Genomic DNA, 22235 nt, shown 5'->3' with positions numbered 1-22235 from the left:
CGATCCACCGCCGCAGGAGGACAATATGCGCTATATTCTGGCCATTGATCAGGGGACGACCTCTTCCCGGGCGATCCTTTTCGACGAAAGCCTCACCCCTGTCGCCAGCGCAGGCCAGGAGATCACCCAGCATTTCCCCGCCCCCGGCCAGGTCGAGCATGACCCGGGCGATCTGTGGTCCTCGGTGCTGACCACCTGCCGGGCAGCCATCGCCAAAGCCGGGATCACGCCCAGCCAGATCGCCGCCATCGGCATCACCAATCAGCGCGAAACCACCCTTTTGTGGGACCGCGCCAGCGGCCGCCCCTTGCACAACGCGATCGTCTGGCAGGACCGCCGCACCGCAGATATCTGCAATGACCTGCGCGAGGCCGGGCATGAGCCGATGATCCAGGCCAAAAGCGGCCTGCTGGCTGATCCCTATTTCTCGGGCACCAAACTGAAATATCTGCTCGACACCATCCCCGGCGCGCGTGCGCGGGCAGAGCGCGGCGAGCTGGCCTTTGGCACCGTCGACAGCTGGCTGATCTGGAACCTGACCGCAGGCCGTGTGCATGCAACCGATGCCACCAATGCCTCGCGCAGCATGCTGCTGAATATCCGTGAAAACCGTTGGGATCCGGGGCTTTGCGATCTGCTCGGCATTCCCGCGGCACTTTTGCCCCAGGTGCAGGACTGTGCGGCTGACTACGGTGTGACCGACCCCGATCTCTTTGGCGCGGCGATCCCGATCCTTGCCGTCGCGGGCGATCAGCAGGCGGCGATGCTGGGCCAGGCCTGCTTTCAGCCGGGCATGATGAAGGCCACCTATGGCACCGGATGTTTCGCACTGCTGAACACGGGCGAGCGCTGCGTGGCCTCGGAAAACCGCCTGCTGACAACCATCGCATGGCGGCTGCAGGGGCGCACGACCTATGCGCTGGAGGGCTCGATCTTCATCGCGGGCGCGGTGGTGCAATGGCTGCGCGATGGGCTGCAGATCATCCCCGATGCCGCCAGCGCCGAGGCGCTTGCCCTGACCGCAGACCCCGCCCAGGAGGTGGTGCTGGTGCCCGCTTTCACCGGGCTGGGCGCGCCCTATTGGCGGCCCGACTGCCGGGGCGCGGTCTTTGGCCTGACCCGCAGCTCAGGCCAGGCCGAGATGGCCCGCGCCGCCCTCGAATCCGTCGGCTATCAGACCCGCGATCTGATCACCGCGATGCGTCGTGATATGGGGGGCGAAAGCGGTGGCAGCCTGCGCGTCGATGGCGGCATGAGCGCGTCAGACTGGACCATGCAGTTCCTGGCCGACATGATCGAACAGAGGGTCGAGCGCCCGCCCCTGACCGAGGCCACAGCACTCGGCGTGGCGATGCTTGCCGCGCTGCAGGCCGGGATCATCGCCGATCTGGACGCATGTGCCGCCGCCCGCCCGGCCGCCCGCTGCTTCACCCCGCAGATGTCCGCGCCCGAGCGTGAGGCGAAATATGCCCGCTGGTCCCGCGCCGTCACCGCAACACTCGCCTATTGAGGCCCCCGATGCAGTATCAGATCGAAGCGCCGCAGCGCATCCTCTTTGGCCGTGGCCAGGCCGCCCGCGCCCCCGCCCTGATAAGGGCCTTCGGCCCGCGCGGGCTGATCGTGCATGGCGCAAATCCGGCCCGCGCCGCCTGGCTGATCAGCGCCCTGCAGGGCTGCGAGCTGGCCACCCAGGCCATCGGCTCTGAACCAACGCTTGCCGATCTGACCGCCGCCCTGGATGCAGCCCGCCCGCATCGTCCCGACTGGGTGGCAGCCATCGGCGGCGGCGCGGCGCTGGATCTGGGCAAAGCGCTGGCCGCTCTGATCCCCGCGCCAGCGTGCCCGATGGACCATCTTGAAGTGGTCGGGCGCGGCCTGCCACTGACCGCAGCCCCCCTTCCCTTTATCGCGCTGCCGACCACCGCAGGCACCGGGGCCGAGGTCACCAAAAACGCAGTGATCGGCGTGCCGGATCATGGCCGCAAAGTCTCGCTGCGCGACCCCGCAATGCTGGCGCGGGTGGCCATCATCGATCCCGCGCTGACCGATTTCTGCCCACGCGAAGTGACGCTGACCTCAGGCCTCGACGCCATCACCCAGGTGATCGAGCCCTTCCTGTCCTCAAAAGCAACGCCCTATACCGATGCGATTACCCGCCCGGCACTTGCCCTCGGCCTGCCCGCGCTGATGCAGCTGATGAAGGGCGAGGACGCAAATGCCCGAGACACCATCGCCCATGTCAGCCTGACCGGCGGGCTGGCGCTGGCCAATGGCGGGCTTGGCGCGGTGCATGGTCTGGCGGGGGTGATTGGCGGCCGCCTCAACGCCCCGCATGGCGCGATCTGCGGCGCATTGCTGGGCCCGACGCTGCGCGCGAATGCGACTGCCACCGGGGGCACCCCTTTCGCCCCTCGCATGACCGAGGCTCTCAATGCCCTCGCCCCTGCCCTTGGCTGCACCGCCAAAGACACGCCCGAAGCCCTGAGCCAATGGGCCCATTCCGCAGGGCTGCCGCGCCTGAATTCCTTTGGCCTCAGCGCAGACCAGATCCCCGACATCGCAGCCGCCTCTGCGGCTTCCAGCTCGATGAAGGGCAACCCGGTGCCGCTGCCACCGCAAATCCTGGAAACCATTCTGCGCGCGGCTCTCTGATTTCATCTGTCCTTAAATTTCCCGGGGGCGCGGGGGCAGAGCCCCCGCTGCCGCGAATGAAAATGGCCGCCCCGAAGGGCGGCCATTTTCATTCGCAACACCTTTGCAACACCAAAGATCAGTCGATCAGCGGCAACAGCTGATCAATCGACTTCTTCGCATCACCATAGAACATCCGCGTATTGTCCTTGTAGAACAGCGGGTTCTCGATCCCGGAATAGCCGGTCCCCTGGCCGCGTTTCGACACAAACACCTGCCGCGCTTTCCAGACCTCAAGGACAGGCATGCCCGCGATGGGCGAGTTCGGATCTTCCTGCGCCGCCGGGTTCACGATGTCATTCGAACCGATAATGATCACCACGTCGGTCTCGGGGAAGTCCTCATTGATCTCGTCCATTTCCAGAACGATGTCATAGGGAACCTTCGCCTCAGCCAGCAGCACGTTCATATGCCCCGGCAGACGCCCTGCGACCGGGTGAATGGCGAAACGCACATTCTTGCCCTTGGCCCGCAGTTTCCGCGTCAGCTCGGACACCGATTGCTGGGCTTGCGCCACCGCCATGCCGTAGCCCGGCACGATGATCACCGAATCCGCGTCATTCAGCGCCGAGGCCACACCATCGGCATCAATCGCCACCTGCTCACCCGAGATCTCCATCGCCGGGCCGGTGGTGCCACCGAAGCCGCCCAGGATTACCGAGATGAACGAGCGGTTCATCGCCTTACACATGATGTAGCTCAGGATCGCACCAGACGAACCCACAAGCGCACCGACCACGATCAAAAGATCATTCGACAGCGAGAAACCAATCGCCGCCGCCGCCCAGCCGGAATAGCTGTTCAGCATCGAGACAACGACCGGCATATCGGCGCCGCCGATACCCATGATCAGGTGATAACCGATGAAGAGCGCCGCAATGGTCATCACCGCCAGCGCCCAGACCGAGCCCGTCTGCAGATAGACCGCCAGCATCACCAGCGAGAGCGCCGCAGCCGAGGCATTCAGCACATGACCGCCCGGCAGCTTTGCCGCTTTGCCATCGACCTTGCCCGCCAGTTTCCCAAAGGCAATGACCGAACCCGTAAAGGTGACCGCACCGATAAAGATCCCGAGGAAGGTCTCAACGCGCAGGATCGCAATCTCGGCCCCGGTCTTTTTCACAAGGCTGAGGAGGAAGTCAGACGGTGCCGTGCCAACCATCGCATGCAGCTCGGCCACCGCATTGGCATCACCCGATTTCGCGGCCTCAACCAAAAGCCCGAACATCTGCGGAAAGACCGTGTCGCCACCGGCAAGCATGCCGCTAAACTTCTGAAGCGCCGCATCCTTGATCGCAATCGCATGGCCCAGCTCGATATGGGTGTTAAAGCCGATGAACACCGCTGCCAGACCAACCAGGCTGTGCATCGCCGCCACCAGCTGCGGCATCTCGGTCATCTGAACACGGGTCGCAACAACCCAGCCGCCAACGCCGCCCACCAGGATCAGCAGGACGGAAAGCCACCAAAGCCCCGCGCCCGCGCCGCCCAGCGTGGCGACAATCGCCAGCGCCATGCCCGCAATCCCATACCAGACCGCGCGTTTCGCGCTTTCCTGATTGGACAGACCGCCCAGCGAGAGGATGAAAAGAACAGCCGCGACAACATAAGCGGCAGTCGTGAATCCAAGAGACATCTGTTTCCCCTCTCTCTTACGACTTCTGGAACATGGCGAGCATGCGCCGTGTCACGAGGAAACCACCGAAGATATTCACCCCGGCCATCAGCACCGAAAGCGCCCCCAGCACGATCACCAGCCAGTTGCCCGAGCCGATCTGCAGCAGCGCGCCCAGGATGATGATCGAGGAAATCGCATTGGTGATCGCCATCAGCGGCGTATGCAGCGAATGCGCCACATTCCAGATCACCTGGAAGCCGATGAAGCAGCTGAGCACGAAGACGATGAAGTGTGACATGAAGCTTGCAGGCGCGAAAAGACCCGCCAGCAGCAACAGCCCGCCCGAGATGGCGATCAGCGCCACCTGATTGCGGGTTTGTGCTTTGAAAGCAGCGGTTTCGGCGGCTTTCTTCTCTTCCGCTGTCAGCTCTTTCGCGGCCTCTTTCGGCTTTTGCGCCGCAATCGCCTGGATTTTCGGCGGCGGTGGCGGATAGGTGATCTCACCCGCTTTGGTCACCGTCGCGCCACGGATCACGTCATCTTCCATATTATGGTTGATGACGCCGTCTTTACCCGGTGTAAGATCGGCCAGCATGTGGCGGATATTGTTCGAATAAAGGTTCGAGGCCTGGGTCGCCATCCGCGAAGGGAAGTCGGTATAGCCAACAATCGTCACGCCGTTGTCGGTGACGATCTTCTGGTCAGGCACGGTCAGATCGCAGTTGCCGCCACGCTCGGCCGCAAGGTCGATGATGACCGAGCCGCGCTTCATCAGCCCGACCATGTCTTCGGTCCAGAGCTTCGGCGCCGGACGGCCCGGGATCAGCGCGGTGGTGATGACGATGTCAATCTCCGGTGCCAACTCGCGGAACTTCTTCAGCTGCGCTTCGCGGAACTCAGGCGAGGACGGCGCCGCATAGCCGCCGGTCGCCGCGCCATCGGTCTGGGTCTCGGTGAAATCGAGGAACACAAATTCCGCGCCCATCGAGTTGATCTGCTCGGCCACTTCGGGGCGCACATCAAAGGCATAGGTGATCGCACCCAGCGAAACGCTGGCACCGATCGCCGCCAGACCCGCGACGCCCGCGCCCACCACCAGCACCCTGGCCGGCGGCACCTTGCCCGCTGCCGTCACCTGGCCGGTGAAAAAGCGCGGGAAGTTGTTCGCGGCCTCGATCACGGCGCGATAGCCCGCGATATTGGCCATGGAGGACAGCGCGTCCATCTTCTGCGCCCGGCTGATGCGCGGCACCATATCCATGGCGACAGCGGTCACGCCTTTGGCTTTCGCCTGTTCCAGCAGCTCGGGGTTCTGGGCGGGCCAGAAGAACGAGATCAGCGTCTCGCCCTCATGCAGCAGATCCAGTTCCGCAGGCTCTGGCCCGCGCACCTTCACCACCACATCGGCCGCATCCGCGACCTCTTTCGCCGAGGCCAGAACGGTAACGCCAGCGGCAGTATAGGCCGCATCGGTATAGCCCGCATTCGCGCCGGCCCCCGCCTCGATCAGGCAGCTATGGCCCAGCTTTTGCAGCTGCAGCGCGGAATCCGGTGTCATAGCGACACGGTTTTCCCCCGCGAAGGTTTCTTTTATGGCACCAATCTTCAAAACAGCGTTTCCCCCTTCATCTGAGCAGGCGTGCCCCCGCATAACATCACGCACGAAAATTACACCACATCATTTCACATGAGAATTTTCTTGCGCGACACTTTGGCGCAGGATCACGAATACGTAATCTCGGGCGGACAATTCCCTCAGCCACCGGAAAGTGCAAGCGCTTTGCGACACTTTCGGGGTTAAAAACGCCCGCCGCTTTGGGCGGCCCCCGGCTGTTTGCGCTATCATCGGTGTCAGGGGCCAGGGCGCACCGCCAAGACCGCGCTCTCTGGCGCTTGCTGCTGCGACGTGCAAAGTTTGCGGGCAGAAACAGCCTGGGCCAGATCCTGCCCCCAATCACGATCACCGCCCGCACGATCAGCGCCGAAACGATCCGCGCCCGCATCAGACGGGCCCAGAAGCCAGCACCACCAAAGGGAGACCCGCATGAGCACCGATTTCAAAGCAACAAAGGCGATGTTCGACCTGCCAGAGGGGCTGATCTATCTGGACGGCAACTCTCTGGGCCCGCTTCCGAAGACCGTGGCCCCCCGGGTGGCGCAGACCATCACCGCCGAATGGGGCCAGATGCTGATCCGCGCCTGGAATGAGGCGAAATGGATGGAGATGCCTTTGCGCGTCGGCGACCGGATCGCGCGGCTGGTGGGGGCAGAGCCCGGCTCTGTGGTGATGGGCGATACGCTTTCGATCAAGGTCTGGCAGGCGCTGGCCTCGGCGCTGGAAATGGTGCCCGGGCGTGGGGTGATCCTGTCAGATAACGGCAATTTCCCCTCGGATCTCTATATAGCCCAGGGGCTGACCGGCATGCTGGGTGCCGATTACAGCCTGCGCGTGGTCGATCCAGAGGCGGTCTTTGACGCCATCGACGAAACCGTCGCCGTGGTGATGATCACCGAGACCGATTATCGCACGGGACGCCGTCATGACATGGCGGCGCTGGCCCGCAAGGCGCATGAAAAGGGCGCGCTGCTGGTCTGGGATCTGGCGCATTCGGCAGGTGCTTTCCCGGTGCATCTGGCGCGTGACGGGGCCGATTTCGCGGTCGGCTGCACCTATAAATACCTCAATTCCGGCCCCGGCGGCCCGGCCTTCATCTATGTCGCGCCCCGCCACCAGGAGCGCGCACTCCCCGCCCTTTCCGGCTGGATGGGCCATGCTGCGCCCTTTGCCTTTGACCTCGACTATCGTCCTGCCACCGGGGTCGAGCGGATGCGCGTCGGCACGCCGCCGATCCTTGCGCTGGCGGCGCTGGATGCCGCGCTCGATGTCTGGGACAATGTCGATATGGAAGACCTGCGCCGCGTCTCGCTGGACCTGCAGGACGCCTTTATCGCAGGCGTCAGCGCCAATTGCCCGGACCTCGCGCTTGCCAACCCGCCCGAGCGCGAAGCCCGCAGCAGCCAGGTCAGCTTTGCCCATCCCGAGGGCTATGCCATCATGCAGGCGCTGATCGCGCATGGGGTGATCGGCGATTTCCGCGCCCCCGATATCATGCGCTTTGGCTTCACGCCGCTTTACATCGATCTTGATGATGTGGCGCAGGCAGTGGCGATCCTGACCAGGATCATGCGTGACCGGATCTGGGACCGCCCCGAATACCGCGTCCGCGCCAAAGTTACCTGAGGGCCGCTGCCTGCTGTTTACGCATCAGAAACCGGCCTGGCGATAAAATGCCGATCCGCACGGGTGATTCTCACGAAGCTGTCATCACTTCACAGTGTCTGACAGCCGAGAGGTCTTGACGTAAGCCGCGCCCTCGCCCACTGAGCAGGAACGGGAAACGGTCGGCACCGCTTCGGTCCGGCACAGATTTCTGATGACACCAACTTCTGTGACCAACTGTGAGATCCAGATGCACATGACCGGAATTGCCGCACCTCTGGGCAAAATCCTGAGAAAAACCTCGCTGCTGGCGCTGGCCGGCGCGCTCGCGCTCAGTGCCTGCGTCGAGACGACAACCACTGCCGGCACCGACAAAGCCGCCCCCCAGCTGATCGACCAGCCAGAGATCGTCACCGATGCGACGATCTACGCCGCGCGTTCCGACGGCACCTATACCGTTCCGGCGCTTCCTGTGGATCAGATCCCGGCCGCCTATCGCCGCCAGGTCGTCGATTACCCCAGCGACCTGCCGCCGGGCACCATCGTGATCGACCCGACGCCGCGCTTCCTTTACTATGTGCTCGGCAAGGGCAAAGCGCTGCGCTACGGCATCGCAGTCGGCGCAGAGGGCTTTGGCTGGTCGGGCGAATCCATCGTCTCGAACAAGCGCCAATGGCCAACCTGGACGCCCCCTGCCGAGATGATCGCGCGCAAGCCCAGCCTTGAGAAATGGCGCAAAGGCCAGCCCGGTGGCCCGACCAACCCGCTGGGGTCGCGGGCGATCTATCTGACCTCGAACGGGCGCGATTATGGCTATCGCATCCACGGCACCCCGGAATGGAAGACCATCGGTCGCAACGCCTCTTCTGGCTGCTTCCGGATGATCAACCAGGACGTCATGGACCTTTATGAGCGCGTCAAAGGCGGCGAGCGGGTGATCACCCTGACCGCAAGCGGCCAGATGCCGACCGGGCTGAACATTCCCAAGCCCGTCGCTCCGAAGAAAGCGGCTGTGAAGAAGCCCGAGGCTACGCCTGCAGTGCCGCAGATGATCGGCCCGGTTCTGCCAGGCACCGAGCCTGCAACCGTCACACCTGCAGCAGTCACGCCCGCACCGGCGGCAACGACTCCGGCTGCTCCGGCGACCGGCGCGACCCCGGCGGATGCAACGCCTCCGGCCGGCAACAGCGCAGCAGATGCCGCGCCCGCCACCGCCAGCCCGGCGGCAGCCGCCCCCGAGGTTGCGGCACCTGCGGCGACCACGCCTGCACCTGCAGCTCCGGCAGTGACGGCCCCTGTGGTGCCCGCTCCTGCAGCAACGGCGCCCGCTAACTGACCGCCCAGACTGACCGCGCTGCCGGAACAACAGTCAGCAGGAACAGGAACAAAAGGCCGCCCCAGGGGCGGCCTTTTTCAATGTGATCCGCGCCGTAAGGTGCGGATTGGGCCACAACGCCATCCCTGAACGCCATCCCAGAGCGTCATGATGGATCAGGCGAATGCCATTGCGCAGATTGGCTTTCAGACAGGCATTCACACGGGCCTTTTCGTGCCCCCCTGCGCGCCCGGATCTCAGGCCGTAAAGGCGGCCCCGATGCCCACAAACTCACCTGCCGCCTCACGCCTCGCCTTATCGCGCACCCAGGTCCGCGCGGCCGCGCCAAAGGCCTCGAACAGCGGGCGCGAGACCGGATCCTCGCAGGCATGCCATTCGGGATGCCACTGCACCGCCAGTGTAAAGCCCGGCGCATCCTTCACATAGATCGCCTCTGGCGTGCCATCGGGCGCGACGCCATCAATCACGATGCCCTTTCCGGGCCGGTTTATCCCCTGCCCATGCAGCGAGTTGGTCATCACCTCACGCGCCCCCAAAAGGCGGTGGAAAACGCCGCCCTCGGTCAGAGTGACCGGATGGCGCAGCGCGAATTGCTCTTCCAGGCTGCCCGCAGGGGGCATGCGATGATTCATCCGCCCCGGCAAATCCCGGATCTCGGGCCAGAGGCTGCCGCCCATGGCGACATTGATTTCCTGAAAGCCACGGCAGATGCCGAAAACCGGCTGTCCACGCGCCACACAAGCCCGGATCAGCGGCAGGGTGATCGCGTCCCGCGCCCGGTCAAAGGCGCCATGGGCCGCAGTCTCGGCCTCGCCATATTCTGACGGATGCACATTGGGCCGCCCGCCGGTCAGCAAAAACCCATCGCATTGCGCCAGCAGATCCCCGAGTTGCACGATACGGGGATCGGCGGGGATGATCATCGGCAAAACGCCAGAGACACGCGCCAATGCCTCGGTATTGATGACACCGCTGCCATGGATCGCATAGCGGTTGTCAATGTCATGCGGATTGGCAATCACCCCGATCAAAGGGCGGCGCAGGCCAGTCTCAAAGCCAGGATCAGGCATGTTTCATTCCAGAACAGATCCGGGGGCAAAACGGCCCCTTGCAACAAAGAATAATGCGCGAATAGCAGGGTTTGAACACGCCGCACATGCACAACCGCCAAAGCCTGGCTGCACATCAGCACCCAGCCGCGGATTTTTCCCGGTTTTCACCGCAGCGTGACTTGCCTTCCCGCAACTGGAAGGCCGGACACTCTGCGGATCGGACACTCGCATGCAATATGTATCACAAAGGCTCCGAAATCCGGGGCTCCGGCATTACAGGGAAATCAGACCATGATCAGAACATCTCGCATATCCGTCAGGCTGGCCGCATACAGCATCGCTTTCGCCGCCACCGTTGCAGCCACCATGACAACGCCTGTCGCCGCCGAAGAAATGCCTGCAATGGATCACTCGGCCCATGGCGCATCGGCCGCCGCCCCAGACGCCGCAGGCGCTGCAACCGCCGCCTATGAGGCCGCAGCCGCCGCGATGCACGGCGAGATGATGATCCCCTACAGCGGCGATGCCGATGTTGATTTCATTCGCGGCATGATCCCCCACCACGAAGGGGCCGTCGCAATGGCGCAGATCGTGCTGGAACATGGCAAAGATCCAGAGGTGCGCAAACTGGCAGAAGAGATCATCCGCGCCCAGGAAAGCGAGATCAGCTGGATGAAAGCCTGGCTTGCCCAAAACGCCCCCGGTGAATGAGAAATCACGCCCGCCAGCCTGCCCTGGCAGCCAGGCCTGGCTTCAGGGGCTGACATGGCTGCGCCCGCGATAATTTCCCGGGGCCACCTGGCCGTCAGAGAACGGGCGGGAAACCGCCCGTGGCCGCACTCTGTTCTTCAAGGCTCTTGCCGCAACGCGCGCGCCCGCTGAGAGAGAGCATAAGTTCAGCCTTCGCTGTCTGACAGGCACGAGGGCGACGGCGCTTCCCGATCTTCGGAGATCAGAACTTCGGGGACCAGATCTTCGGGGCCCCCATTTGGGGAACCCGATCTTAGGGAGGCGATCTTTTGGTGAATTCTGCAGTCAGGGCACCGGCCTCTCCGACGGGTGTGGCCGTGCACTGCGGGTTACAGTAACGAGTATGTGGGGTAAAAGTGGCAACAGCAGGTAAGCATCCCGCAAATTCGCCCGAAGACAAAGCAGCGCCGCCCGCTTTGCAGCCACTGCATCCTGTTCCCGATTCTGCTTCCGGCTCTGCCCCCGCGCGGGCAGATACCTGCCCCGAGGGCGAGGGCGAAGCAGCGACGGAAACCAGAGCCGAAAATGGGGGCAGCACAGACAGCCTGTCTGGAGCGGTATCCGGCGCTGTCATGGGCGGCGTAACAGCGCGCAATAGAGATCCTGATACGGGTGCCAAACCTTCCGCCGGACGCCCAGCCGATCAGGCCCCCCCATCTGATCCCGCATCTGCCCCCCCGTCTGATCATAACGCGCGCCCCGGGCTGACGGCGGTTCTGGAACACCTGGCCCGCGACCCGATACGCGAGCGGATCTCGGTGGGGGATATGCTGGAAACCATGCGCAGCCGCGCCTTCGGGGCCATGTTGCTGGTCTTTGCCTTCCCCAATATCCTGCCAACGCCCCCTGGCGTTGCCGGCATCCTGGGCATGCCGCTGATCTTCCTTTCGGCGCAAATGATGCTGGGCCGCCAGCCCTGGCTGCCTGAATTCATAACCAAACGCTCGATGGAGCGCAGCTCTTTTGCCGCCATGGTCACCCGTGTCACCCCCTGGCTGCGTCGCGCCGAGGCCCTGATGCACCCGCGTCTGACAGCCCTGTCCAGCCCCCGCGCTCAGCAGGGCCTGGGCCTTGTATGCCTGATCCTGGCGATCGCCCTGGCCTTGCCGATCCCATTCGCCAATCTGGCCCCCGCCGCCGCGATCTCGGTTCTGGGGCTGGGCATTTTGCAGCGCGACGGGTTGTGGATCACCCTTGGCCTGCTGGGCGGGGTGGTGGCGGTTGGATGGGTGGCAAGCCTTGGCTATGCGCTGGTCTGGTCTGCCCTTTTCGCGGTCGACACCGCGTTCTGAGCGCCCCGCAAAGCCGCATTCCGCCATCATCGCAGCCCCCGGACCTCTGTGAAAACGCAGCCCGGGCTTGAGCCGGGGGCCGGGCTCAGATACATCGGCACGACGCCAAAGGAGATGTGCGAGCCCATGCAAAGCGGCCCAGCCCCCGACCACGCGCCCAACCACGCCCCCGCGCAAGACCGGACCGCCGAATCTGCGGTGGATCAGCCCCGGAAACGCAGCCGTCTGTTTGCAATGACCGAGGCCTCGGTCCAGCCGGTGCCCGCGGGGCAGGAAGGCCAGCTCTTCCGGCGCTTTTGGCGCGATTTCCTGCGCAAACGCGCCGGGCTGATGCTTTTGACCATGCTGGTCTCAGCGCTGGAAGGCTCGACGCTGGGGCTGTTGTCCTGGATGCTCGAGCCGCTTTTCGACGAGGTTTTCGCCTCACGTTCCGGCGAGGCGCTGATCTGGGTCGGGCTGGGGATCCTGGCGCTTTTCGTGTTCCGGGCCCTGACCTCGATCCTTGGGCGCTGGCTGATGGCCATCGTCAATCAAAACAACGCCGCCGAGATGCAGGTGGCGCTTTTGCGGCATCTGCTGACGCTGGATGGCGACTTTTACCAGAAAAACCCGCCCGGCAGCCTGATCGAGCGCGTCCAGGGCGATACCATCGCCGCCCAGGCCACCACCCAGCTGGTGATCGCCGGGATCGGCCGCGACCTTGTGGCGCTGATCGGCCTTTTCGTCGTCGCACTGATGATCGACCTGCACTGGACGCTGGTGGCGCTGGTCGGCACGCCGCTTCTGCTGCTGCCCGCCCTGGCCTTGCAACGCTATATCCGCCGCAAAACCGGGCAGATGCGGGCGGAATCCAGCATGCGCGCCACCCGGCTGGACGAGATCTTCCACGGCATCCAGCAGGTCAAACTGAACCGGATGGAAGCCTATCAAAGCAGCCGCTTTGGCGTGATCGTTGACCGCATCCGCCGCGCCGAGATCAAATCGGTGCTGGGCCGCGCCACCATGCCCGCCCTGGTCGATGTGGTCACCGGCATCGGCTTTTTCGCCGTGCTTTTGCTGGGCGGCAGCGAAGTGGTCGCGGGCGAGCGCACCACCGGCGAATTCATGGCCTTTTTCACCGCCATGGCGCTGACCTTCCAGCCGATCCGGCGTCTTTCCGAACTGGCGGGCCAGCGGCAGATCGCGCTTGCCTCGCTCGACCGCATCTATGCGCTTTTCGACACGCGGCCCAGGGCGCAGCGCCCGGCCGTCAGCACCGCCCGCCCCGATCACCTGCCGCCAGAGATCCGCTTTGACAACGTCTCTTTCGCCTATGACGAGACCCCGGTTCTGCAAGATCTCAGCTTTGTCGCTCCGGCGGGCAAGGTCACGGCCCTGGTCGGGGCCTCGGGTGCGGGGAAATCGACGATCTTCCACCTGCTGACCGCGCTTGCCGTGCCGCAATCGGGGCGGATCCTGATCGGCGGCGCGGAAACCGACGCCATGAGCCTTGCAGATCAGCGCAGGCTCTTTGCCGCCGTCAGCCAGGAGGCCGCGCTTTTCGACGAAAGCCTGCGCGAAAACCTGATCCTTGGCCGCGACACCATCACGCCCGCGCAGCTGGAGCACGCGCTGGAAGACGCCAATGTCGCCGAGTTCCTGGCGCGCCTGCCGCAGGGGATCGACGCCTCGGCCGGGCCACGCGGCTCGGCGCTGTCGGGCGGGCAGCGGCAGCGGGTGGCGATTGCACGGGCGCTGCTGGCGGATGCGCCGGTGCTTTTGCTGGATGAGGCAACCTCGGCGCTGGATGCGGCATCCGAGCAGGCGGTAACAGCGGCGCTGGCCCGCGCCCAGGCCGGGCGCACCACCCTGGTGATCGCCCACCGCCTGGCAACCGTGCGCGAGGCCGACAATATCCTTGTCATGGATCAGGGGCGGCTGGCCGAAGAGGGCACGCATGAGGCGCTGCTGGCCAAAGGCGGCATCTATGCCCGCCTCTATGCGCTGCAGTTCCGCGACTGACGGGGTTCGGCCCACAGGCATGAAACCCGAAGGCCTGAGACCAAAAGACATGGGATAAGAGGCCAGCGACTGGCAGCTTTGCCCATTCTGCCCCTTTCCCCCGGCAAGGCAGCGGCCCATATTCCAGGGGCCGCCCGACAATACCCTTTCAGACCGGATCCATGTGATGACCCAGACCAGCCAGACCACCGACCGCAGGATCCTGAAGATCGAAGGCGCAGATGCAGTCACCTTCCTGCAGGGCCTTGTCAGCAATGACGTGTTGCCGCTGGCAAAGGCCCCGGGCCTTGTCTGGGCGGCGCTGCTGACGCCGCAGGGCAAGTATCTGGCGGATTTCTTCATCATCCGCCGCCCCGGCGACCCCGAGGGGCTTTTGTTCCTCGACATCCATGCGGATCTGGCGCCCCAGGTGCAGCGCCTGCTGACGCTTTACAAGCTGCGCGCCGCCGTCACGATCAGCGCCGCAGAGCTGCAGCTGCAACGCGGCACGGGGCCCGCACCCGAAGGCGCCCTGCCCGATCCCCGGCATGAGGCGCTTGGCTGGCGGCTCTATACCGAAAACCTGCCCGATACGCTGCCGCAACCCCCCGATCAAAGCCCCGATTGGGATGCGATCCGCCTTGCGCATCTGATCCCCGAATACCCCAATGAGCTGCAGCCGAACGAGACCTTCATCCTGGAACAGGGGTTCGAGCGTCTGCACGGCGTTAACTTCCGCAAAGGCTGCTATGTCGGCCAGGAGGTCACCGCCCGCATGAAGCATAAGACAGAGCTGCGTAAAGGTCTGGTGCGGCTGGAAATCAGTGGCACCGCCGCCCCCGGCACGCCGATCACCCTGTCCGACGGGCGCGAGGCCGGGCGGCTGGGCACCAGCCATAATGGCAAGGCGCTGGCGCATATGCGCTTTGATCGTATGGGCGGCCCACTGATCGCAGGAGAGGCGCAACTGCAGGCCGAGGCGGGCTGACAGGCTGGCGGGCTGACAGGCAGGCTGGCTGACGGGCAGGCTGGCAGGCGGGTTGCCCGGCTGCCGGGCGGGGCAACCCGCCCCCGCCGGGGCCGTTCGGGCCGCCCTGGACCGACCAGAACAGCCCCGATCCTGGCCAAAGGCATCTTTCCATAAGACAGGCAAGGCGGAAACGCTGCAACCTGGGCGGTGAAAGCTTGAAAACCTTCTGTCCTGCCCTATATTTTGGCGATGCCCCCCCTATGTGACACCCATATTATGTGGCTTTTGTTTCACTCCATGCTAAAAACGCATAGCAGGCATTCCAAACGGGACTGCCCGAATCGTGATCCAGGCGTTACAAGCGGCAGGCGACCCGGCAACGACCCAAAAAATACCAAGGATGTGCGTGATGCTCGATTCTATTGATAGTACGGCTTTCAACTTCGAGCAGGGTCAGCGCGCTCGCAAACTCTTCGCTGCTGTGGTCCTTGCCGCTCTCGACGACGCGATCGCCGATGACAAGAAATATGGCAACGGCCCTGAGCAGATCGCCCGCTGGGCGCGGTCGCGCGACGGCCGTGAGGTTCTGTCCTGTGCAGGCATCGACCCCAATGAGCGCGTCGTCAAAGGCCTGATGGAATTCGTCGGCAAAGGCATCCGCACCTCGGTCGCGCTGAGCCGCGAAGAATCCGAGCGCCGCGCGGCGCTGGAAACCGATCAGGCCGAAGCAGCCTGATCCAGCGGCATCAGACTGTCGAAAAGAACGCCCCATCCGGGGCGTTTTCTTTTGGCTTCATGGCTTTCATGCCAAAGCGCCGAAGCAAACTTTCAGCGGGCTGCATGCCCCTCTGGTATCATCTGGCGGCAGATCTTTCGCAGATCCTTAACGGCCCTGGGCCAGCCTGATCGGCGCATCACATCGAGCGCCAGGCTCTGCCGATGCGGAAACTGCCAGAAAGCCTGGCAACGACAGCGAGGCCCGCATCCAGCCAGGCAGCCTGCAGCGCAGTAAAATGTGGCACAACAGGATGGTGCAGGCAACGCGGCGGCAGGCCGTGTGACGAAGGCGGCCAGCCCGCCGCTGTCAGTCCGCCGCTGTCAGTCCGCAGCGGTCAGTCCAGGTCGCGGGTGGCAATCGCCATATTGACCTCATGCCGGACCAGCTTGCGCACATTGCGGGTAATACGCTCACCCAGAGAGCCTGCCAGTTCTTCACGGATGATCATGCGCACAAGATCGCGCAGAAAGTCTTCGTCGATCAGGGTCGCCTGCGCGTCCTCATCCGGTGTCGCTGCCCTATCTGCTGGATGGGCCTCATCACGGTCGGCTGCGGCGGGCGCGGACCTGTTCAGCACCTCGGTAATCTCAGCCTCGGCGCGGTCCGCCCAGGCCCGGGCCAATGGATCATCCGACACAGCACGAGCCGTTTTCGGCGCAGGCGAAATGCGCCCGGCAACCTTGCCTGCAGCCTGCGCTGCATCAGCTTGGGCTTTCACGGGCTGGGCTTTCACGGGCTGATCGCCGCCTCCGTCTGTGATGCTGGCGTCACTGGTCATGCTGCCCGCCCATGGATCGCCGTCCTGCGCCCAGTCGACCACCGGTATCGACGCCAGGGCGATACCTGCGGCAGGATCGTCACTGGGGGCTGTCAGCGCGTCATGGGGCACAGCCGGGGCAGGATCTGCGCCAAAGCCGCTGTCTGCGTCTTTGAAATCCGAATCCTCATAGCCTTCGGCATAATGCGCCTGGCCCAGCGGCGCGGCCTCACCGAAAAAGACCTGAGCGGCAGCCTCTGAGAAACCAGGAGCAATCGCATCTGCCGCAACAGCACCCGCCCCCGCTGTTCTCCCCGGCGGCGGCATATCAGCCTCAGCCTCAGGATGTTCGGGCACGACACGCAAAGAGGGCGTAAGCAACAGCTTATCGACCGCTGCGGCATTGGTCGGCGGCTTCAGCGTCGGGCGCAGCTCTGCAGAAACCAGCCTGCGAATAGAGGAGAGAACAGTCTCAATCTCACGCGTCGTAAGTGGTTCTGACATGATGCCTGCCCGTCTTTCGCTCTTCTTTGCGCTTAGTCTATCGCCAGAATGCCCGCCAGACAAGGAATGCCGATAAAACGCAACCAGGGGCTGCCGGGGGAATAGCGGCAAATTGCCGGCAATTCGCTTCAAAAGTGGCCGATCCAAATGAAAATCGGCGCGGTCTCCCGCGCCGATTTCTGCTTTCAACGCTCTGCCGGAACTCTCTTAACGCTCTGTCAGACAGCCTCGGCCCGCTGTGATCAGTTATTGCCGCGCTTCAGGATCCGGTCGAGCTTTTTGCCCTGCACCGAAGTCGTGGGCGCATTCTTAACCGCATTGTAATAGGCTGCCGGGTCATAGGTGGGGATGCCAAGGTTCAGATGCTCGGCGGTCAGCAGGCCCATGCCCGCCAGGATCTGATAGATCCCATAGTAGCGGTTCGCCTCGGCCTCAAGCCGCGAGGCCCGGGCATTCAGCAGATCCTGTTCTGCATCCAGCACATCCAGCGTGGTCCGGGCACCAAGTGCGGCCTCTTCGCGCACACCGTCAAAAGCGGCCTGTGCGGCAACGATCTGCTGGCGCGAAGCCTCGATCGAGGCGCTGTAGACATCCAGCATCGCCCAGAGCGTGCCGATATTTTGCTCGATCTGCACGACGGTCTGGCGCAGCGCTGAACGCGAGGCCTCTTTCTGCGCAACCGCACGGCGATACTGGGCCGAAAGGCTGCCACCGGCATAGATGGTCTGGTTCAGGTTCAGGCTGACGCTGCCCCCCAGCGTGTCCGAGTCGTTGCGCAGGCCAGGGGCCTCGCTGCGGCTGGCGCTGACGCCCGCACTCAGGCCCAGCGTCGGCTTCATCGCGGCCTCGGCCAGGGCAACGTTCAGGTCAGAGACCTTCACCGAATGCTGCGACTGGCGGATGGTCGGATGGGTGCTGACCGCAACCTTGCGGGCCTCTTCCATCGAGCGGCCAATGGCCGGGCTTTTGGGCAGCGCGGCCAGGCGGCCCGGATAGGCCCCGGTTGCTGCCTTATAGGTTTCACGCGCGACTTTCAGATCGCCCTCAGCCGCCGCCAGATTGGCGCGCGAGGCCGCCAGCGCCGCCTCGGCAATCGAGACATCGGTGCGGGTGATCTCACCGACCTCGAACCGATCTTCAGCAGCACGCAGTTCCTGGGTGATCAGCCGCACATTCGACTGACGCAGCGCCACGATCTCACCCTGCAGGCGCACCTGAACATAGGCCCGCACGGCTGCCAGCAGCACGTCCTGCTCGACCGAGACCAGCGCCTGGCGGGTCGCCATGACGTTTTCACGCGCGATCTCCAGCGAGATGGCCCGACGCCCGAAGTCCATCAGCGTCAGCGTCACGCTAAGCTCAAACGAGGCGCTGAAATTCTTCGACCAGGACGAGACCGGCAGCACCTGGCCCAGAACGTTCGAGGTATAGCCCGAGCTGTCAGAATAGCTGGACCCGGCCCGAACCGCATAGGCCACAACCGGGCGCAGCGAGGCCATTGCGATCGCCGCATCCTCATCTGCCGCCCGCAGCACCGCCTGGTTCTGCGCCATGAGATTTGAGTTCCGATAGGCCGCAATCAGCGCATCGGCCAGGGTCTCGGCCTTGGCCGGCAGCGTGGTCACCGCCGCCGCTACGCTGATCGTCACCACCTTTAGCCAGTTGCGCATCTTTATCCGTCCTGTCTGCTCGTGTGCGGCGAGCCGGGGCTTATCTCCGGTCCCGCGCCGTTTCTTCCTTCCCCTGTCACAGGGTGAAGGTTTTTTCTTTCGTAAATCCAGGCAAAACCGGGGCAGCCGCATTAAAAGCAAAGCGCCAGTCGATCCGGCCATCGGTTTTCAGCCCGTGTTTCACGGTGCCAAGCGCCCCGGTCATCACCACCGCAACGATCCGGCCGCCTTCTTTCAGCTGCGCGGTCAGCGCCTCAGGCAGCTCTTCAATCGCGCCGCTGATCACGATGGCATCATAGGGCGCATATTTGGCCGCACCTGCAGCCAGGGGCCCTTGGACGACAACCACATTGTCAACGCCATCAGCCGCAAGGATCCGCTCGGCCTCAGTGGCAAGCGCCGGATCCTCTTCAAGCGCGACCACGGTCTGCACCAGGCGCGCCAGCAGGGCGCTGGAATAGCCAAGCCCTGCCCCCACATCCAGCACCAGATCGCCCGGGCCAATCTCAAGCGCCTCGATCATTTTCGCAAATGTGCGCGGCTCAAGCAGCACCCGGTCAGCGCCCAAGCCGACATGCGCGCCGATATAGGCGGCGTCACGCTTGTCTGCGGGCACATAGTTCTCACGCGGAACATGCAGCATCGCATCAATAATAGGAAATTTGGTCACGTCTGACGGCCGGACCTGCGTATCGACCATGGTCATGCGGAGGGAGGCGAAGTCGCTCATTCTGAACCCTGCGGTTTAGTTCTGTTCATAGATGCCCTGAACGCAGCCCGAAAGCAACGCCGGCCCTGCAGTCTTTTGCCCTGGACCGCGCGATTTTGCCATAGAGTAAACGCCTGTTGCGTAAACGCCGCAACGATGAGGATCCGTCGTAACTTTGTGCGTAATATCGTGGCAAAGCGCCACTTCCACAAATGGGGCAAACAGGTCCCGACAGGAAAGCTGCTTTCGACAGCCATTCGCCGCAGCAAAAGGCCAGCGCGCCTGTGACAAGAGAGCCCGTCTTATGCGCCCTGCCCTCTGGGGCTGGCGCTCTGCACGGCGGCAGGCAGCCCGGGCCGATCAGCCGCCAATCAGTCGTCGATCAGCCGCCAATCAGCCAAGGATCGCCTTCACATAAGCTTTGGTTTCCGCGAAGGGCGGAATGCCACCATGTTTCTCAACCGCGCCCGGCCCGGCATTATAGGCCGCAAGCGCCAGATCCCAGCTGCCGAATTTCTTATGCATCATCCGCAGATAGCGGGCGCCGCCCTCAAGATTTTGTTTTGGGTCATCGATGTCGACGCCCAAAAGCTTTGCCGTGCCCGGCATCAGCTGCGCCAGACCCGTGGCGCCCTTGTGGCTGACGGCGCGGGCGTTCCAGCCGCTTTCCTGCTGCACAAGGCGCAGGAACAGATCCTCGGGCACGCCATGTTTGCGGGCAACGCTGCGGGCATGTTCGAGATGCTCGCCCTTGTAGCGGCCATTGTAGCGCGGCACCTTCCCGTCCGAGGCGACGTCGGTTTTCCCGTCCTTATCGGTCTTGTAATTCGGCTTCAGCTTTGCCGAGCCCGAATATTGCTTTGCCAGCTTGCCATCCAGCAGCGCAGTCTGCGATTCGAAAACGGCGTTGCGGGATTTGCTGGATCCGTGCAGCTTCAGCGGCTCGGCCATCAGCGGCGCGGCAGACAGCGCCAGTGCAAACCCCACAGCCCCGAAAACAGCCCCGAAAGCGGCCAGTTTCGCAGCGGGATTCGCAGAGGAAACCGAAAGAGCCGACACTTTCAGCCCGACGGCTGTCCTGAACCGAAATGTCATAGATAAACCGTCCACAGCCACTGTTGCGCCGCGGACAATAGCGCCTGGCACCGCTTCGGGCCAGCCGTTATTCGCCACCCTGCCCCGCCCCCCTGGCAAAACCTCGCCGATCGCGCCGCAAGAGCGCCCCCAGGCGACCTGAGCAGCACGTTGAACGACAAGCCCGCAGCACCTGCAGGAGACTGTGCATCGGTGCCTGGCATACCCGCGGGGCATATCTGGCGGGGCATATCTGGCGGACATATACGGAAACGCCTGTTGCCGGTAAATCAAGCGGATGAATCGAGGATATCACGCTCCGATCACCACAGCCCGGTTGCGACAGGAGGGCTGAAACCGTAGAAGCGTGCCTCAACGGATTGTTAAGCGAGAATCTGGCACAGCTGTGGCGGGGCCGGAAATTCAGAGCCGCATATTCAGAAATCACCCAAGGTCGGAGGCGCGTATGGCGGGATCGGTCAACAAAGTCATCATTATCGGCAATCTCGGCCGTGACCCGGAAGTGCGCAGCTTCCCCAATGGCGGCAAGGTCTGCAACCTGCGGATCGCCACCTCGGAAACCTGGCGCGACCGCAACTCGGGCGAGCGCAAAGAGCGCACCGAATGGCACTCGGTCGCCATTTTCTCAGAGCCGCTGGCCAAAATCGCCGAGCAGTATCTGCGCAAAGGCTCGACCGTTTACATCGAGGGCGCGCTGGAAACCCGCAAATGGCAGGACCAGTCGGGCCAGGACCGCTACTCGACCGAGATCGTGCTGCGTCCCTTCTCGGGCAACCTGACGCTGCTGGGCGGGCGCGGTGAAGGCGGCGGCGGCCAGGGTGGCGGCGGCGGCAATTATGGCGACGACTATGGCAACCAGGGTGGCGGCTACGGCGGCCAGGGCGGCGGCTATGGCGGCGGTGGCGACAGCTATGGCAGCGGCAATTCGGGCGGTGGCAATTCCGGCGCCCGGCGCGGCGGTCAGGGCGGCGGTCAGGGCGGCAACTCTGACATGGATGACGAAATCCCGTTCTGAGCAATCTGGCGGCAGGAAAGCGATTTCCTGCCCCGCGCTTTGCCACCACTTCTCTGGCACTTCTCTGGCACTTCTCTGGATCAGGCCTGCAACCCGCAGGCCCGCCGCAAGGCAGGGCCAGTAAAGGCAGGGCCAGCAAAGGCAGAGCCAGTATCAGACCAGACACACCTGCCGCCCGATCCGGCAGGTGTTTTCACAGCTGAACAGACCTGTCACAGCAGCTCAGCCTCTGATCAGGGCCCAAACCTGGCCGTTTTGCGTCACTCCTGTCAGGTGCCGCTCAAAGCCGGCGCTGATCTTTCCGCATCTGGACCTCACGCGCCTGATCCCTATATTACCCCCTGAATTACCCCCCTGACCTCTCAGACCGGGACCATTGAAATGGACACGACCGAAGCCGAAGGCGCACCGCTGATCGCGCCCTCCTCTACCGACCACCCGCTTTACGAGCAGGTCGCCGATGCCTGCCGCACGGTCTTTGACCCAGAGATCCCGGTAAATATCTTCGATCTTGGCCTCGTCTATACGATCACCATCAGCGATGAGAACGCGGTGAAGATCATCATGACCCTGACCGCGCCAGGCTGTCCGGTCGCGGGCGAGATGCCGGGCTGGGTGCAAGAGGCGGTCGAGGCCACACCCGGCGTGCGTGATGTTGAGGTCGAGATGACCTTCGATCCGCCCTGGGGGATGGAGATGATGTCAGACGAGGCACGGCTGGAACTGGGCTTCATGTAAGCCCGGCCGCGCACGACGCCCCGCGCAGCCAGCCCCCGCGCAGCCAGCCACAGAGCGCGG

The 22235-nt window shown here is 63.8% G+C and carries 18 protein-coding genes; 11 read left to right on the top strand and 7 right to left on the bottom strand.

What is annotated here, in order from left to right:
- Positions 1–25: 25 nt before the first annotated feature.
- Both glpK and HOY34_RS12115 read left to right on the top strand, forming a co-directional pair.
- Positions 26–1510 carry a glycerol kinase GlpK gene (gene glpK, locus HOY34_RS12120; RefSeq protein WP_172363179.1) on the top strand — a complete coding sequence of 495 codons (1485 nt, stop codon included), beginning with the start codon at positions 26–28 and terminating at the stop codon, positions 1508–1510.
- Positions 1511–1518: 8 nt separating this feature from the next.
- Positions 1519–2652 (top strand): iron-containing alcohol dehydrogenase, encoded by a 1134-nt coding sequence (locus HOY34_RS12115; RefSeq protein WP_172363177.1) that lies wholly within the window; start codon positions 1519–1521, stop codon positions 2650–2652.
- A gap of 118 nt (positions 2653–2770) precedes the next feature.
- Here the strand turns inward: HOY34_RS12115 and HOY34_RS12110 are convergent, their stop codons facing one another.
- Positions 2771–4327, bottom strand: coding sequence for an NAD(P)(+) transhydrogenase (Re/Si-specific) subunit beta (locus tag HOY34_RS12110; protein WP_172363175.1), 1557 nt, complete (start codon positions 4325–4327; stop codon positions 2771–2773).
- Between the two features lie 16 nt (positions 4328–4343).
- On the bottom strand, positions 4344–5918 hold the full coding sequence (locus HOY34_RS12105) for a Re/Si-specific NAD(P)(+) transhydrogenase subunit alpha (protein WP_172363173.1): 1575 nt from the start codon (positions 5916–5918) through the stop codon (positions 4344–4346).
- A 435-nt stretch (positions 5919–6353) separates the two neighbouring features.
- Here HOY34_RS12105 and kynU point away from each other — a divergent pair, with 435 nt between their 5' ends.
- Together kynU and HOY34_RS12095 are read left to right on the top strand one after the other, a co-directional pair.
- The gene (gene kynU, locus HOY34_RS12100) at positions 6354–7550 is read left to right on the top strand and encodes a kynureninase (RefSeq protein ID WP_172363171.1); all 1197 of its coding nucleotides are present in this window, start codon (positions 6354–6356) and stop codon (positions 7548–7550) included.
- 193 nt (positions 7551–7743) lie between these two features.
- Positions 7744–8865, top strand: coding sequence for a L,D-transpeptidase (locus HOY34_RS12095; protein ID WP_253944407.1), 1122 nt, complete (start codon positions 7744–7746; stop codon positions 8863–8865).
- Between the two features lie 236 nt (positions 8866–9101).
- On the opposite strand, the gene HOY34_RS12090 is transcribed toward HOY34_RS12095, so the two are convergent.
- A complete protein-coding gene (locus tag HOY34_RS12090; RefSeq protein ID WP_172363247.1) occupies positions 9102–9908 on the bottom strand; it encodes a gamma-glutamyl-gamma-aminobutyrate hydrolase family protein in 807 nt (268 codons plus the stop codon).
- 300 nt (positions 9909–10208) lie between these two features.
- Between HOY34_RS12090 and copM the strand changes: the two genes are divergently transcribed.
- The 5 genes from copM to HOY34_RS12065 all read left to right on the top strand — a co-directional run bounded on the left by copM (position 10209) and on the right by HOY34_RS12065 (position 15645).
- Entirely contained in the window at positions 10209–10628 is a 420-nt protein-coding gene (gene copM, locus HOY34_RS12085) for a CopM family metallochaperone (RefSeq protein ID WP_301538900.1), read from the top strand.
- 611 nt (positions 10629–11239) lie between these two features.
- Positions 11240–11959 carry an exopolysaccharide biosynthesis protein gene (locus HOY34_RS12080; RefSeq protein WP_172363169.1) on the top strand — a complete coding sequence of 240 codons (720 nt, stop codon included), beginning with the start codon at positions 11240–11242 and terminating at the stop codon, positions 11957–11959.
- 234 nt (positions 11960–12193) lie between these two features.
- Positions 12194–13960, top strand: a complete 1767-nt coding sequence (locus tag HOY34_RS12075) for an ABC transporter ATP-binding protein (RefSeq protein WP_172363243.1) — start codon at positions 12194–12196, stop codon at positions 13958–13960.
- A gap of 166 nt (positions 13961–14126) precedes the next feature.
- On the top strand, positions 14127–14927 hold the full coding sequence (gene ygfZ / locus HOY34_RS12070; protein ID WP_172363167.1) for a CAF17-like 4Fe-4S cluster assembly/insertion protein YgfZ: 801 nt from the start codon (positions 14127–14129) through the stop codon (positions 14925–14927).
- 391 nt (positions 14928–15318) lie between these two features.
- Positions 15319–15645 carry a DUF6280 family protein gene (locus tag HOY34_RS12065; protein WP_172363165.1) on the top strand — a complete coding sequence of 109 codons (327 nt, stop codon included), beginning with the start codon at positions 15319–15321 and terminating at the stop codon, positions 15643–15645.
- A 376-nt stretch (positions 15646–16021) separates the two neighbouring features.
- On the opposite strand, the gene HOY34_RS12060 is transcribed toward HOY34_RS12065, so the two are convergent.
- The 4 genes from HOY34_RS12060 to HOY34_RS22110 form a co-directional block, all read right to left on the bottom strand.
- The gene (locus tag HOY34_RS12060) at positions 16022–16948 is read right to left on the bottom strand and encodes a hypothetical protein (RefSeq protein WP_172363163.1); all 927 of its coding nucleotides are present in this window, start codon (positions 16946–16948) and stop codon (positions 16022–16024) included.
- A 242-nt stretch (positions 16949–17190) separates the two neighbouring features.
- Positions 17191–18618, bottom strand: coding sequence for a TolC family outer membrane protein (locus tag HOY34_RS12055; RefSeq protein ID WP_172363161.1), 1428 nt, complete (start codon positions 18616–18618; stop codon positions 17191–17193).
- A 76-nt stretch (positions 18619–18694) separates the two neighbouring features.
- Complete coding sequence (locus HOY34_RS12050) at positions 18695–19348, bottom strand: protein-L-isoaspartate O-methyltransferase family protein (protein ID WP_172363159.1); 654 nt, start codon at positions 19346–19348, stop codon at positions 18695–18697.
- Between the two features lie 372 nt (positions 19349–19720).
- The gene (locus tag HOY34_RS22110) at positions 19721–20278 is read right to left on the bottom strand and encodes a lytic transglycosylase domain-containing protein (RefSeq protein ID WP_253944421.1); all 558 of its coding nucleotides are present in this window, start codon (positions 20276–20278) and stop codon (positions 19721–19723) included.
- A 589-nt stretch (positions 20279–20867) separates the two neighbouring features.
- Between HOY34_RS22110 and ssb the strand changes: the two genes are divergently transcribed.
- Both ssb and HOY34_RS12035 read left to right on the top strand, forming a co-directional pair.
- Positions 20868–21437: a single-stranded DNA-binding protein gene (gene ssb, locus HOY34_RS12040; protein ID WP_172363155.1), complete on the top strand. Its 570-nt coding sequence runs from the start codon at positions 20868–20870 to the stop codon at positions 21435–21437.
- 381 nt (positions 21438–21818) lie between these two features.
- A complete protein-coding gene (locus HOY34_RS12035; RefSeq protein WP_172363153.1) occupies positions 21819–22175 on the top strand; it encodes an SUF system Fe-S cluster assembly protein in 357 nt (118 codons plus the stop codon).
- The last annotated feature ends 60 nt before the right edge of the window (positions 22176–22235 follow it).

The sequence above is a fragment of the Pseudogemmobacter hezensis genome, from assembly GCF_013155295.1.
GTDB lineage: Bacteria > Pseudomonadota > Alphaproteobacteria > Rhodobacterales > Rhodobacteraceae > Pseudogemmobacter > Pseudogemmobacter hezensis.
Note: the sequence above shows the minus strand (reverse complement) of the source record. Positions and strands in the feature narration are given on the sequence as shown.